The organism is Ferrovibrio sp. (genome assembly GCF_046297595.1).
GTDB lineage: Bacteria > Pseudomonadota > Alphaproteobacteria > Ferrovibrionales > Ferrovibrionaceae > Ferrovibrio.
Window position 1 is genome coordinate 291621 of the sequence record NZ_JBKBHT010000001.1, and the last position, 14113, is coordinate 305733.

15 protein-coding genes are annotated in these 14113 nt (G+C 61.8%); 3 read left to right on the forward strand and 12 right to left on the reverse strand.

The features are described 5' to 3' along the window. Window positions 1–5: 5 nt before the first annotated feature. From ACK4FJ_RS01550 to ccoN, 6 genes are all read right to left on the reverse strand, one after another. A complete protein-coding gene (locus ACK4FJ_RS01550) occupies window positions 6–491 on the reverse strand; it encodes a FixH family protein (RefSeq protein ID WP_409762988.1) in 486 nt (161 codons plus the stop codon). Between the two features lie 40 nt (window positions 492–531). Beyond that, complete coding sequence (gene ccoG / locus ACK4FJ_RS01555; RefSeq protein ID WP_409764860.1) at window positions 532–1995, reverse strand: cytochrome c oxidase accessory protein CcoG; 1464 nt, start codon at window positions 1993–1995, stop codon at window positions 532–534. A 167-nt stretch (window positions 1996–2162) separates the two neighbouring features. Then, complete coding sequence (gene ccoP / locus ACK4FJ_RS01560) at window positions 2163–3026, reverse strand: cytochrome-c oxidase, cbb3-type subunit III (protein ID WP_409762991.1); 864 nt, start codon at window positions 3024–3026, stop codon at window positions 2163–2165. Window positions 3027–3030: 4 nt separating this feature from the next. Beyond that, entirely contained in the window at window positions 3031–3204 is a 174-nt protein-coding gene (locus ACK4FJ_RS01565) for a cbb3-type cytochrome oxidase subunit 3 (protein ID WP_409762994.1), read from the reverse strand. A 10-nt stretch (window positions 3205–3214) separates the two neighbouring features. Next, a complete protein-coding gene (gene ccoO, locus ACK4FJ_RS01570; RefSeq protein ID WP_409762997.1) occupies window positions 3215–3940 on the reverse strand; it encodes a cytochrome-c oxidase, cbb3-type subunit II in 726 nt (241 codons plus the stop codon). A gap of 12 nt (window positions 3941–3952) precedes the next feature. After that, window positions 3953–5443 (reverse strand): cytochrome-c oxidase, cbb3-type subunit I, encoded by a 1491-nt coding sequence (gene ccoN, locus ACK4FJ_RS01575; RefSeq protein ID WP_409763000.1) that lies wholly within the window; start codon window positions 5441–5443, stop codon window positions 3953–3955. A 186-nt stretch (window positions 5444–5629) separates the two neighbouring features. Between ccoN and ACK4FJ_RS01580 the strand changes: the two genes are divergently transcribed. Continuing rightward, window positions 5630–6400, forward strand: a complete 771-nt coding sequence (locus ACK4FJ_RS01580; protein ID WP_409763003.1) for a DUF2189 domain-containing protein — start codon at window positions 5630–5632, stop codon at window positions 6398–6400. A 13-nt stretch (window positions 6401–6413) separates the two neighbouring features. Here the strand turns inward: ACK4FJ_RS01580 and ACK4FJ_RS01585 are convergent, their stop codons facing one another. Beyond that, window positions 6414–7286: a sulfite exporter TauE/SafE family protein gene (locus tag ACK4FJ_RS01585; protein WP_409763006.1), complete on the reverse strand. Its 873-nt coding sequence runs from the start codon at window positions 7284–7286 to the stop codon at window positions 6414–6416. Between the two features lie 81 nt (window positions 7287–7367). Between ACK4FJ_RS01585 and ACK4FJ_RS01590 the strand changes: the two genes are divergently transcribed. Both ACK4FJ_RS01590 and ACK4FJ_RS01595 read left to right on the forward strand, forming a co-directional pair. After that, the gene (locus ACK4FJ_RS01590) at window positions 7368–7829 is read left to right on the forward strand and encodes a hemerythrin domain-containing protein (RefSeq protein WP_409763009.1); all 462 of its coding nucleotides are present in this window, start codon (window positions 7368–7370) and stop codon (window positions 7827–7829) included. 69 nt (window positions 7830–7898) lie between these two features. Continuing rightward, window positions 7899–8648, forward strand: a complete 750-nt coding sequence (locus ACK4FJ_RS01595; RefSeq protein WP_409763012.1) for a Crp/Fnr family transcriptional regulator — start codon at window positions 7899–7901, stop codon at window positions 8646–8648. A 16-nt stretch (window positions 8649–8664) separates the two neighbouring features. Here the strand turns inward: ACK4FJ_RS01595 and ACK4FJ_RS01600 are convergent, their stop codons facing one another. The 5 genes from ACK4FJ_RS01600 to ACK4FJ_RS01620 form a co-directional block, all read right to left on the reverse strand. After that, window positions 8665–9372 (reverse strand): ABC transporter ATP-binding protein, encoded by a 708-nt coding sequence (locus tag ACK4FJ_RS01600; protein WP_409763015.1) that lies wholly within the window; start codon window positions 9370–9372, stop codon window positions 8665–8667. Next, a complete protein-coding gene (locus ACK4FJ_RS01605) occupies window positions 9365–11065 on the reverse strand; it encodes an ABC transporter permease subunit (RefSeq protein WP_409763018.1) in 1701 nt (566 codons plus the stop codon). The genes ACK4FJ_RS01600 and ACK4FJ_RS01605 overlap by 8 nt, the downstream gene beginning before the upstream one ends. A gap of 67 nt (window positions 11066–11132) precedes the next feature. Then, complete coding sequence (locus tag ACK4FJ_RS01610; protein WP_409763021.1) at window positions 11133–11990, reverse strand: branched-chain amino acid ABC transporter permease; 858 nt, start codon at window positions 11988–11990, stop codon at window positions 11133–11135. A gap of 27 nt (window positions 11991–12017) precedes the next feature. Beyond that, window positions 12018–13220, reverse strand: a complete 1203-nt coding sequence (locus tag ACK4FJ_RS01615) for an amino acid ABC transporter substrate-binding protein (RefSeq protein WP_409763024.1) — start codon at window positions 13218–13220, stop codon at window positions 12018–12020. Window positions 13221–13254: 34 nt separating this feature from the next. Continuing rightward, window positions 13255–14109 carry a fumarylacetoacetate hydrolase family protein gene (locus ACK4FJ_RS01620; protein ID WP_409763027.1) on the reverse strand — a complete coding sequence of 285 codons (855 nt, stop codon included), beginning with the start codon at window positions 14107–14109 and terminating at the stop codon, window positions 13255–13257. Window positions 14110–14113 lie beyond the last annotated feature (4 nt).

The following is a 14113-nucleotide window of genomic DNA, read 5'->3' on the forward strand; positions in this document are numbered from 1 at the left end:
GCTGCTCAGCGGATCAGCAACCGTTCGGCGCCCGAGAATTCCTCGCCGCCACGACGCGCGGAAAGATGCAGGTCCCAGGCCCCCTGCTTGGGCAGTTGCACCTGGCTGCGGTACCGACCGGCGCCAACCGCCTCGAAACCAATGCGCACCGGCGCCATGTTCTCGACCGGGCGCTGCAATTCGCCTTCCAGCGCGAGCCCATCCAACGGCGCCTTGCCGGCATCCGTCCAGCGGACTTCGATGGTGACCGTATCGCCAGCCGGCACCGCCGATACTGCATACTGCCAGCCCAGGCGGGTCTGGGCATCGATCTGCGCCTTGGTCTGGTTATAGGCAAGCCCCTTCTTGTAGGGATGCTCGACGACCAGCCCGCTGAATGTGTCGGTGGCATAGATAATCAGCGTCGTGTTAACAGCGATCACGACGGCAAAGCCGCCCACGAACAGCCAGGGAATCCAGCGCCCGCGCGGTGAAGATGGTTTCTGTGCCATGGCAATGGCCATTATAGCGACTCCGTGCGACCTGGAAGCATCAATTCGGGGCGTTAAAGGTGGATTTGTAGCCGGTCAGCCGTTGCCCCTGCTCGTCCACGACATGGAAGCGCAGGGTGGTCGAGGATTCCTTGATCACCGGGCGGGGCGCCTTCACAAAGACCCGGTATTCACCCACATTGTCGGGCTGCACCAGCAACGGCAGCCGGGTGGCCGGCTCGTCGCCTTCGCCAGCCATGAACATGGTGGCTTGCGGTATGCCCTCGATGGTCAGGTAAAGCCTGTGCTCATCGCGCGTCTTGTTGAGCAGTTTGACGGTATAACCGTTCCGCAGAGAACCGTCGGACAGGGTGACATAAAGCGGCGCACGGTCGTGCAGTACGTTCATCTCCCAGCTCGAGCGGGTAAGCAGTGTGCCGGCCATGATCGCTACCACCAGTGCCAGCATGGCTGCGTAGATCACGGTGCGGGTGCGCAACAGTTTGAGGATGGCAGGCAGTTTGTTGGCGCGGCGATCGAGGTTGGCGATCGACACGAAATCGATCAGCCGCTGGGGCCGACCCACCTTGGTCATGATCTCGTCGCAGGCATCAATGCACAGGCCGCAGCCGATGCATTCGAGCTGCATGCCGTCGCGGATGTCGATGCCGGTGGGGCAGACATTCACGCAGGCCCGGCAATCGACGCAGTCGCCACGCCCTTCCCAGCTTTCACCCGCCTTGTGCTTGCCACGGGTCTCACCGCGCCAGCCCTGATAGGTCACCGCCAGGGTATGCTCGTCCTGCATCGCGGCCTGGAAGCGCGGCCAGGGGCACATATAGGTGCAGACCTGCTCGCGCGCCCAACCGGCCAGCAGATAGGTGGTGCCGGTGAACAGGCCAAAGAAGAAGTACGTGCCGCCCGAAGCTTCGCCGGTGAATATTTCACGCGTCACCGTCGGCGCATCCTGGAAATACATGATCCAAGCGCCGCCGGTGGCTGCGGCGATCACCAGCCAGACCGTATGCTTGGCGACCTTGCGCCAGGCCTTGTTCAGGCTCAGAGGTTGCTGGTCCAGCTTGATGCGGGCATTGCGGTCGCCTTCGATCCAGCGCTCGACCAGCATGTACAGGTCGGTCCAGACCGTCTGCGGGCAGGTATAGCCGCACCAGACGCGACCGAACAAAGCGGTGGCCAGGAACAGGGCGACGGCGCCCAGGATCAGCAGGCCGGTGAGGTAGTATACTTCCTGCGGCCAGATTTCGATCCAGAAGAAATAACCGCGCCGCCCGGCCATATCCAGCAAGAGGGCCTGATCGGGAGCATTCGGGCCGCGATCCCAGCGGATCCAGGGTGCGATATAGTAGACCGCTAGGCAGGCGATCAGGATCGCCCATTTGATATTGCGGAAGCGGCCGGAAACGGCTCGTGGATAGACCTTGACGTGATCGGAATAAAGCGAAGGGGCAAGCAGCCCCAGCATCGCATCGGCGCGATTCTTAGTCTCAGGGGCCATCTGGTTCATGTCGGTCACTCGCACCCTCATGCGCTGCTGGTCTTAATCCCGGATCTCCCCCCGATCCCTTTTTCCGGAATTTAGTGCGCCGCCTACTGACTTAATCTGTGGCGTTTAGGCGCAGCGGCAATCTGCCGCTGCGCCGTGCCATCTTGTGTGATCCTTGCGCCTGCCGGTTACTCGCCGCCGCCTAGGGCATGGACATACAGCGCCAGCATCTTGATCGTGGCGTCGTCCAGACGTCCGGCCCAAGCCGGCATCACGCCGGCACGGGCATAGGCAATCGACTGCACCACGGCAGCCTTGTCGCCGCCATACAGCCAGATCTTGTCGGTCAGGTTGGGGGCGCCAACCTCACGCATGCCCTTGCCCTGCTCGCCATGGCAGGACGCACATTGCTCGGCGAACAGTTGCGCGCCTTCGGCATTCGGTTTGTCGAGGCCCGACAGCGAGAGCACATGCTGGGCCACTGCCTGAACCTGCGGCATGGTCAGCAAGCCATCGGCCAGAAAGCGCGGCATCTGCGATACCCGGGTATCGTCATCATTGGTCGAGCGGATGCCGTGCTGGAGGGTAAGCTGGATGTCCTCCAGCTTGCCACCCCACAGCCAGTCGTCGTCAGCCAGACTGGGGTAGCCTTTGGCGCCGGTACCGCCGGACTGGTGACAGGGCGCGCAGTTCTCGGCGAACAGCACACGACCACCGGCCAGGGCGAAGCGGTTCAGGTCGGTATCGGCCTTGACCGCGGTGATGTCCAGCTTGGCGATCTGGTCCCGGTACTGGGCCTGGGCCGTGCTGGCTTCCTGCAGGCGCTTGGAGACGTCGTCACGTTGGGTGTAGCCCAGCACGCCACCGAAATGGCTGCGCAGATACGGAACCGACGGGTAGAGCACCATCCACACCACCGAGAACAGCACGGTGGCATAGAAGACATACAGCCACCACTTCGGCAGGGGCGAATTCAGCTCCTTGATGCCGTCCCACTCATGGCCCGTGGTTTCAACGCCGGTGACAGAGTCTTTTTCGATCTTGGTGGGCATCAGATCACTCCTTCTCGATGCCGTTATGCGGGGCGCCGTCGCGCAGCGGGATTTGCCCGCGGCTTTCCCAGTCCTTGCGCCTGGACGGCCACATCACCCAGGTGATGATGGCGGCGAACAGCAGGAAGAACCACAGCGTCCATAACGATTTCAGATGCGGATAGATGGCCTCTAGCATGACGGCCTCCTCACTGGCGGAGGCTGCCAGGCTGCACCTTGTCGAATTCGACAAGGGTGCCAAGCATCTGTAGATAAGCGACCAGGGCATCCATTTCGGTGATCTTGGCCGGGTTGCCGTCGAAGTCCCCCAGACGGGCCTTCGGGTAACGGCCAGCCACGGCGTCGGTATCGGCATCCGGCATGGTCTGCGCCTCCAGATCCGCCTTCGCGTTCTGGATCATATCGTCGCTATACGGCACGCCGGTCACCCGTAGTGCCTTCAGATGGTCCGCGATGTCGGCATACTGCAACGGCTTGTCGGCCAGGAAGGCGTATGGCGGCATGATCGACTCCGCGACAACGGCCCGCGGGTCCTTCAGATGCTCGACATGCCATTCGTTGGAGTATTTCCCGCCCACACGGGCCAGGTCCGGACCGGTACGCTTCGAGCCCCACTGGAACGGATGGTCATACATGCTTTCCGCCGCAAGGCTGTAATGGCCGTAACGCTCGACCTCATCGCGCAGGGGGCGAATCTGCTGACTGTGGCAGACATAGCAGCCCTCGCGGATATAGATGTTACGGCCGGCCAGTTCGAGCGGCGAATAGGGTCGCATGCCCTGGACGCGTTCAATCGTGGTCTCGATGGTGAAGAGCGGCACGATCTCGACCAAGCCGCCGATGGCGACCGTGATCAGGGTAAGCACCACCAGCAGGATCGAGTTCTTCTCGACGACTTCGTGACGATAGGCCATGTCCGGCTCTCCTTACTCTGCCGCCGCCGACTGGGCGGGCGCGCGGACGATCGGCGTTTCATCGCGGACATCGCCGCGGGCCGTACGCCACAGGTTGTAGACCATGATCAGGGCGCCGGTCAGGAACAGCAGGCCGCCGGTAGCACGGATCACATAGAAGGGATGCATCGCCTGCACCGTCTCGACGAAGGAATACTGCAGGAAGCCGAGATTGTCGTAGGCGCGCCACATCAGGCCCTGCATGATGCCCGAGACCCACATCGCACTGATGTAGAGCAGGATGCCGATGGTGGCGATCCAGAAGTGGTAGGACACCAGGCGGGTCGAATACAGGCCGGCCCGCTTCCACAGCACCGGCACGAGGTAGTAGAGCGCGCCAAAGGTGATGAAGGCGTTCCAGCCCAGCGCACCCGAATGCACGTGACCGATGGTCCAGTCGGTGTAATGGCTGAGACCGTTCACCTGCCGGATCGACATCACCGGGCCTTCGAAGGTCGACATGCCGTAGAAAGCGACGGCCGTGACCGAGAAACGCAGGGCCGGATCAGTACGCAGCTTGTCCCACGCACCTGACAGGGTCATCAGACCGTTGATCATGCCGCCCCAGGACGGCATCCACAGCATCACCGAGAAGACCATGCCCAGCGTCGAGGCCCAGTCGGGCAGCGCGGTGTAGTGCAGATGGTGCGGGCCGGCCCAGATATAGAGGAAGATCAACGACCAGAAGTGCACGATCGACAGGCGGTAGGAATAAACCGGGCGGTTCGCCTGTTTGGGGATGAAGTAGTACATCATCGCCAGGAAGCCGGCGGTGAGGAAGAAGCCCACCGCATTATGGCCGTACCACCACTGGATCAGCGCGTCCTGCACACCCGAGAACAGGGCGTAGCTCTTGGCGCCGAAGAACGATACCGGGATCGCCAGGTTATTGACGATATGCAGCATCGCGATGGTGACGATGAAGGCGACGAAAAACCAGTTCGCCACATAGATATGCGGCTCCTCACGCTTCATCAGCGTGCCAACGAAAGCCACGAGATAGACCACCCAGACCAGGGTAAGCCAGAGATCGACAAACCATTCCGGTTCGGCATATTCCTTGCTCTGGGTAATGCCGAAAATATAACCCAGTGCCGCCAGCACGATGAAAAGCTGGTAGCCGAAGAACAGGAACCAGGCGACTGCGGGGCCACCGAACAGGCGGGCGCGGCAGGTGCGCTGGACAATATAGAGCGAGGTACCCAGCAGCGCGTTGCCGCCGAAGGCGAAGATCGCCGCCGAAGTGTGCAGCGGCCGCAGCCGGCCGAAGGTGGTCCATTCCAGGCCCAGGTTAAGGACCGGATAGGCCAGTTGGAGGGCGATATAGACACCGGCGGCAAAGGCCGCGACGCCCCAGAAGATCGTCGCGATCACAAACGCCCGGACGGCATCCTCTACATAGGCCTCGGAGCGTGCTCCGGTGACCGAAGTGGCGCCCGTTTGGGCTGCAGCTATGGCTGTCATGGATTCCTCGCAATTACAGCTGGCGATTCGGGGTCCCCCCGCCAGCGTCGGGATAGTCGGCCGGACTGATTAAACCGGCATTGACTCATGTCAATCAGACCCCCTCCCCACCGAACGAAATCAAGGCTATACTGCGGCGCAGTGACGCAGGAGGCAATCAAACAATAAGTCTCCAGGAGGAAGCCCATGATCAGCGTAAGCGAACCGATGCCCGTCAATCCGCCCGGTCTGGTCCGACAGGTCCCACATGACCGTCCCTGGTACTGGCTTATCCAGGGCTGGCGCGACATGACCCGCTCCCCCCAGGTCAGCCTGTCCTATGGTGCAGGCCTGGTGATCATCAGCTATCTGCTGGTGTTCGGCCTGTGGGAAGCCGATCTGGCTTATCTGGTCCTGCCCATGACCGGCGGCTTTTTTCTGATTGCTCCGCTGATTGCTATCGGACTCTATGATACCAGCCGCCGCCTGCAGCTGGGCGAATCAGTCAGCCTCTCGACCGCGCTGCTGAGCTGGCGCCGGCCTCTGCAGATCGCCAGCTTCGGTGTTGTGCTGCTGCTGCTGCATTTCGCCTGGACCCGCGTTGCCCTCCTCTGGTTCGCGCTGTATTTTCACAGCGGAACTCCTCCGCTGGATGCCGTGCCTTTCTACCTGATCGAGGCGCAGAACCTGCCGTTTCTGGTGATCGGCACGTTGATCGGCGGGGCTTTCGCCACCGTCGTGTTCGCGGTGTCGGTGGTTTCCCTGCCGATGCTGCTGGATCGCGATGTCGACGTCATCACCGCGATGGTGGTGAGCGTGCGCGCCGTCCTGCGAAACCCGAAGGCCATGGCCCTGTGGGCCGGGCTGATCGTGCTGTTCACCGCCGTCGGACTGGCAACATTCTTCGTCGGGCTGGGCCTGCTGTTCCCGCTGGTGGCGCATGCCACCTGGCATGCCTACCGCGATATGGTGGTCTAAACCGGGGCGCGATCTAAGCGGCGAACCAGCGCCAGGCCATCAGTCCGGCCAGCAGAGCATTGAACAGCAGTACCGGCACCAGCCACAGGCGCAGTTGCCGGCGCAGTTTCTGGCCTGCCGCAGCGCCCAGCATGCCGATCGCCAACAGCGCAGGCATGGTGCCGACGGCGAAGGCTGCCATCCCGGCTGCCCCAACGCGCCAATCGCCGCTGGCGCCCGCCATTAGCAGCGCGGTGTAGATCAGGCCGCAAGGCAGGAAACCCAGTCCAAGCCCGAGCATATAGCCGGTCAGCCCCACTGGCCGGCTGAACAGAGGGGAAAACAGCCGCTGCCATCCGGCGAACAGCCCGCCGCTCCCGACAAAGGCCGCCCGCGGCGCCCACTGAAAAACCGCCATCGCCAGGAACAGCAGCGCCATCAGGGACAAGGCAAATCCCGGTAACCGGCTGAAACTGGAAATCCCCTGCAGCCCGCCGCTCAGCCCGCCGGCCATGCCTCCCAGCACGGCGTAGGTCGTGCCACGGCCAAGATGATAGGGCAGCAACGCCACCCCCTGCAGGCGGGTCAGGCGGGTCGTGGCAGCCAGATCGGTGGCGGCCAGCCTGTTGCCGACCTGGGCCAGCACAAACGGGCCGCACATTCCGGCGCAATGAGTGAAGCCGCCAACCAACCCCAGCAGCAACAGGCCCATCGGCAAACCGTAGGAAAAAACGCCGGGAGCGGCATCGCCATGCACAATGGCACTGCAGGCAGAGAGAAATGCGGACCAGTCAATCATGCGCGGACTATAACCTTGAAGCGTCGACGGGGGTTGATCCGGATCAATGCAACTCGCGTCCTGCGTCCCTAGCTTGGCGACATGGACGCAACCCGCAATATCCAGCAACTCCGGCCGGCACCGTCGCCTGCGATGCTGCAGATATTAATCGCCCTGCAGAATGATAGCGAGACGATATCTCCGCTGGAGATGCTGGTCGGCCAGCGGCTCAACCTGACCGCTTTCTGCGCCGTGCTGAATGCCCTGCCGAATGTTGCGCCATCAATGGTGCGCGCCCTGGCGCCGGGAATCGCCGCTTTTCTGCGCGAAGATTACCCGGCCATGCTGGCCGAAGAAGAAAACGGCCTGCTGCCCGCCCTGCGCCGCCGACTGCTGCTCGGCGACGATCTCGACCAGGTCATCGATCAATTGATCGATGAACATCAAAGGGATCGCCTGCAGGCTATAAGCCTCGCAAACCGCTGCGAAGAGGTGGCAAACGGGGTCGACGACGACGATCTGCTCACGCTCTGCGCCGGCCTGCGCTCGTTTGCCGAGCACCAGCGTCGCCATCTGGCCTGGGAAGATGCGACAATTTTACCTCTGGCGCAGGTCCGTCTGACGGCGGATGATCTGGCCCGGTGGCACAGGGCCATGCACCGCCGCAACTAAGTACTTCTGCGTATACCGGCGGATATGCGCGGCACCTTACAATAGGCGCCAGTCTGAGGGTGTGTTTCCATGGGCAATGTCCATAGTCTGCCACTGCCGTCCAACCGGCAGGTTCCAAATGCAAAAACCAGCGACCCCTGCGTGAACTGCACGGCGCGCAGCCTGACCATCTGCGCACCGCTGACCCTGCAGGAACAGTGCGATGTCGCGGCATTGTCCACCGGCATGACGCTGAAGCCGCGGCAGATCATTTTCCATGAAGGCGACGAGGCGACCCACGTTTTCAATATCACCAGCGGCAGCGTCGCGTTGTCCAAGTCGATGGCCGACGGCCGCCGCCAGATCACCGGGTTCCTCAGCGCCGGCGATTTCCTCGGCTTCGGCGCGGGTTCGGAATATTCCTTAAGCGCCGAGACGCTGACCGAGGTGCATGCCTGCCGGTTCACCAAACGGAATTTCCAGCAACTGCTGGAGCGCATTCCGACGCTGGAACATCGTCTGCTGTCGCTGGCGGAAATCGAACTGGAGACGGCGCAGAACCAGATCCTGCTGCTGGGCCGCAAGACGGCGATGGAACGCATCGCCTCTTTCCTGCTGCTGCAGATGGAACGGGCGGAAAACCGTGGCATGACCACCTCCCCCCTGCTGCTGCCCATGACCCGCGCCGAGGTCGGCGATTACCTGGGCCTGACGATCGAGACGGTCAGCCGCTGCTTCACCAAGCTGCGCAAGGCCAATATCATCAGCCTGCTCAGCGCGGATCGTGTCTGCATCAATCTCCCCGACAAGCTGGCCGAACTGGCCTCGCCAAGCAGCTGAGCCTCAGCGCAGCTCCTCATTCCAGGCCCAGATAGGCTTTGCGGATTTCCGGCCGTTGCATCAGATCGTGCGCCGGCCCATCCATGACGATCCGGCCCTCTTCCAGCACATAGGCCCGGGTCGCGATATCCATGGCCATGCTGACATTCTGCTCAACCAGCAGGACCGACAGGCCATCGGCATTGATGCGGCGGATCGCATCGAACATGTCCATCACGATAGAAGGCGCGAGGCCAAGCGAGGGTTCGTCGAGCAGCAGCAGCTTGGGCCGCGCCATCAATGCGCGGCCGATGGCCACCATTTGCTGCTGACCGCCCGATAGCGAACCGGCCGGCATGGACAACTTCTGCCGCACAGCAGGGAACAGGTCGCAGACCTGTTCCAGCGTCTCGCGGCGCCGCGCCCTGGCCATAGGCAGATAACTGCCCAGTTCCAGGTTCTCCAGCACCGTCATTTCGGTGAACAGACGCCGGCTCTCCGGCACGATGGCGATGCCCGCTTCGCAGAATTTATGAGGCGCCAGGCGCGTCACGTCCATTCCGTGGAAATCGATGCTGCCACCGGCGGCACGGCTGAGACCGGCAATGGTGTTGATCAGGGTCGTCTTGCCGGCGCCGTTCGGCCCCACCACACAGACCAGTTCCCCGGTATCGACCCGGATACTGACATCCCACAGGGCTGGCGCCGCACCATAGGCGACCTTCAGGTTGCGCACCTCAAGCATGGGCTTTTCCGAGATAGGCGGCCTTCACGGCCTCTTCGTTCATCACAGCCGTCGCATCGCCCTGGGCAATAAGGGCACCGTGGTTCAGCACGACGATCCGGTCGGTCAGCGCCATCACCGCGCGCATCACATGCTCGACGAACACGATGGTCGTGCCACGGTCGCGGATGCGCTGGATCATCTCGATGGCTTCGTTGATCTCGCTGGGCGTAAGACCGGACAAGACCTCGTCTAGCAGCAGCAGTCTGGGCCGAGCCGCCAAGGCGCGCGCAAGCTCGAGGAATTTCCGTTGATGCAGATTCAGGTCGTCAGGCAGCGCATGGGCACGATGGGACAAACCGGCAAATTCGATGAAACTCTGTGCCTCACGCATCGCTTCAGGCCGGCTCATTCCCTGCCCACCGAACATGCCGACCATGGCGACGTTTTCCAGCACAGTCATGTGGCTGAAAGGGCGTGGAATCTGGTAGGTACGGGCGATGCCAGCCTGGGCAAAGCGATGTGCGTCAAGCCGGGCAAGGCTGCGCCCCTCAAACAGGATTTCCCCGGCCGTGGGCTTATAGTGGCCGCTGACCACATTGATGAAGGTGGATTTTCCGGAGCCGTTCGGGCCGATCAGGCCGAGAATCTCCCCTTTGTAGACCTCCAGCGTCACGTCATTGAGTGCCTTCACGCCGCTAAACGCCTTCGACAAGCCCCGCACCTGCAGCAGCGGCTCGCGCGCAACAAGGCGTCGGACCGGAAGATGCGTCACTGGTGTTGCCGAGGCCGCATGAGCCTGCGCATTGGCGGTCGCCTCGGCAGCGGCGCGAGCACGCTTGTTATGCCGCCAGCCCGACACCAGTCCCAGAACACCAGCCGGCATGAACAGGATCACGACCACCAGGATGAAACCGACCGCAGCCCGGCCCAGTATGGCGGTATCACCCGACGTGAAGAAATACAGCAGACAGGTGATCAGCACGGCACCGACCGCTGGGCCGATCCAGTGCCGGCTGCCGCCCAGGATGCTCATCAGCACCACGCTGAGCGGCACGGTGATCGAGAAGGTTTCCGACACGGTGACGTAGGAAACGAAAACGGCATGAATGCCGCCAGCCAGGCCGGCCAGACCGCAGGAGATAGCCAGGGCATACAGCTTGAAGCGATAGGTCGGCACACCCATCACCTCGGCCACGTCCTCGTCGTCATGTATGGCAAACAGACCGGTGCCGAATCTGGAGGCGTAGATCCAGTAGGATATGAAAACCGCCAGGATGCAGGCGATCAGCCCCATCATGTAAATCGATGATGACTGCGATGGTCCAAGGGTCGGAACTTCGACCCCGATCAGGTAGATACCCGGCCCTCCGTCGATCGGTGTGTTCAGGATAATCGTTGCCAGCACGAAGGTGACCGCAAGCGTCAGTAAGGCAAACAGCTCGCCGCGTACACTGGCCACCCGGAATACCACAGCCCCCAAAGCCACGCCCAATGCCGCAGCCACCAAAACTGCCGCCGGAATGGTGGCCAGAAACGGCCAACCGATGCTGCCGGCCAGATAGGCGGTGGCATAGATGCCGGCGCCAAAGAATGCGCCATGGCCAAAGGAAAAATAGCCGGTATAGCCGGACAGGATGTTCCAGGAGACGGCCAGGATCACCCAATGAAACAGCAGGTAGAGGAATGACTCGTAAAAAGTAGGCGCACCCATCCAGGGCAGGAACGCCAGAACGATACCTGTTCCGAGGATTCCAAAAGCAATTTTACGATTCACGATCTTAGGCCTTCCCCGGGCGGAACAGGAGCATGAGGATCAGCAGTGAGAAGGATACGATGGGCGCCCAGGAGGGCGAGAACAGCACCATCGCGATCGCCTCGCTCACACCGATGATGATGCCGGCCACCAGCGGGCCCAGCGCACTACCCAAGCCTCCGAGCATCACGGCGGCGAAAACCACGCCCACCCAGGAGAAAATCTGGGTCGGCGTCAGGGTGAAGGTCAGCGCAAAGCACACGCCCGCTACCGATGCCAATGCCACGCAGGCACCGGACAGCAACAGGGACAGCAGGCGTTGGTTGATGCCGAAAGCGGCCGCTATCGGGCCGTCTTCCGCCATCGCCCGCATCGCCTTGCCCAGATCGGTGAACCGCATGGCTGCCCAGAATGCAGCGGCGAAGAAGATCGCGAGCAGCAAAGTGAGGAATTCCGGCAGTGGCACGAACAGGCCGACAACCTTGAATTTCTCCTCGCCATAACTGGATTGCAGTTTGCGGAAATCGGCCGTCCAGATGTACTGGATCAGGCTTTCGATCATCACCGTGAGCCCGAACGTGACGAGCAGGGAATTGAATGGCGAAATGTGGAATTTCGACAATACCCACTGCATCGCCATGCCGACACCGAAGAATGCCGGCGGCAGGACCAGCAGCATCAGCAGGGGATCAACACCCCAGACCGATGCCGCATGGTAACTGATATAGGCAGACAGAAAAACGAAGCCGAAATGCGCCAGGTTGATTTGCCGCAGCAATCCCCATGATAAGCCCAAGCCCAGACCGATCATCCCGTACATCCCGCCAATGAAGAAACCGGACAGGATGGACTGCGACAAAAGGTTCAGGCTTGGGAGCATCATTTCAATGGCCTCGTCTGATCCGGCGGGTTACTGGGTCCGGATGGTGGTGCCCGGTGCGGCCCATTCCTTCGGCCACACCGTCACCCACTTGCCGTCCTGCACCTGCTTCATGCGCATCAGGTCGTCGCCGAAATTGTTGCCCCGATCAAATCGCAGCGTACCCTGGATGGTCTTGACCTGGCTCTTCTTCAGCCAGTCGGCCATCTTGCGATCATCGAAGCTGTTGGTGGCCTTGACCGCGGCCTCAAGGATCTGCCAGGCCGAGAACGATGCGGCCGCCTGGGTCTCGACGCTGGTGTAAGGTAGGCCCGCCGCCTTGGCCCGTTCGTTGAAAGTCTTCACAAACTGCGCCGCCACCGGGTCGTTGGTATAAGGCGGGTGCTCTTCGAAGATGGTCAGCGACAGCGCGTTCTTGCCTTCCGGGGACGCGGCCAGTGGGCCTGGCGCCGGATAGAGATGCACATGCAGCGGCGGCTCGTAATCGATCTTCTTCATGGCCTCGAGCAGCATGTTGCCTTCCAGGCCAATGTCGCCGATCCAGACCACGTCCGGCTTGGCATCCTTCACCCGAGCCGCAATGGGACCAAAATCGCGATTGCCGAATTCCCATTCGAGGAACAGGATTTCCTGCAGACCGCGCTTTTTCGCCACTTCCCGGGCCCCCAGCGACAAGAAGTGCAGCGACGGGAACTTGCTGGTGACGATGGCGATGGTTTTCGGCGGTTTGGGCAGCGAGGCCAGACCATCGAATACGGTGGCCGGCACCGTGGCGCCCGGATCGGCACCCAGCGACCAGGCTGGGAAATGCATGTCGTATTTGGCCAGCGACGGGATGCCCATCGTATGATGGATCAGTACCTTGTTGTAGCGTTGCGCCACGCCCATTGCCGACAGGATCGCACCGGTCGCGTATGGCCCCATGAGCAGGTCGACCTTGTCGGCGGTGACGAGTTGTTCATAGAGGGTGCGCGCCACTTCCGGCTTGGACTGGTCGTCCTTGACGATCCACTCCACCTTGCGCCCGAGCAGACCGCCGCGCTTGTTCAGGTCTTCGACATAGATTTCGCCGGTGAGTTTATGCACCAGCGCGGTAGCCGAGAGCGGGCCGGTCAGGGCCAGCGTGCTGCCGATACGCACGGGATTGGACTGCGACTGGGCCGGACCTGCAATCAGGCCAAGGCTGCCGGCCGCGATCGCTGCCAGGGCAGCGACGCGTTTCAAGCTTATCATGTGGTTCCTCCCTCAGCTGGTTCTTTTCGACGCGTTACTCGTTCCTGATGGTGTTGCGCAGCACGCCCACCTTTTCGACCTCCACTTCGATCACATCGCCCTGTTTCATGAATATCTGCGGCTTGCGGGCGAACCCCACCCCGGCTGGCGTGCCCGAAATGATCATATCGCCCGGCTGCAGGGCGAAAATCTCCGAACAGGTACTGACCAGGGTCGGCACGTCGAAGATCATGTCCTTGGTGTTGGCATCCTGCATGACCTGGCCGTTCAGCTTCGCCCGGATCTGTAGACCCACCGCGCCCGGCGGCAATTCGTCGGCCGTTACGAGTTCCGGCCCGAAGGACGCCGTGGCGTCAAAATTCTTGCCGATCATCCACTGGTGCGACTTGAACTGGTAATCGCGGACCGACCCATCGTTGAACAGCGAGTAGCCGACAACATGATCAAGCGCCTTGTCCTTGGCTATATAACGACCGGCTTTGCCAATGATCACGGCCAGCTCGGCTTCGTAATCGAACTGATCCGACACCTTCGGCTTGATCAGCGGTTCGTTATGGGCAACCCAGGACGACGGGAAACGGTGGAACAGCACCGGATATTTCGGGGCGTCCTTGTAGGGGCTCTCGGCCGCATGATCGATGTAATTCAGACCGACCGCGATCGCCTTTGATGGATTCAGTACCGGCGGCAGCAGCGTGGCCTGCGCAAAAGGCGTGGTTTCGCCGCCTTTTGCTAGGGCTTCTCGCGCCCTGGCCAGGCCAGCGGCCCCCATCGCTAGCAAGGCGTCGACGCTGTCAGGCAGGCCTGCCGCAGTCAGATCGACGATCATGTCGCCGTTGCGGGCACCCAGGGCACGTTTGCCCACCTTCACGTAATTCAGCAATCGCATAGGG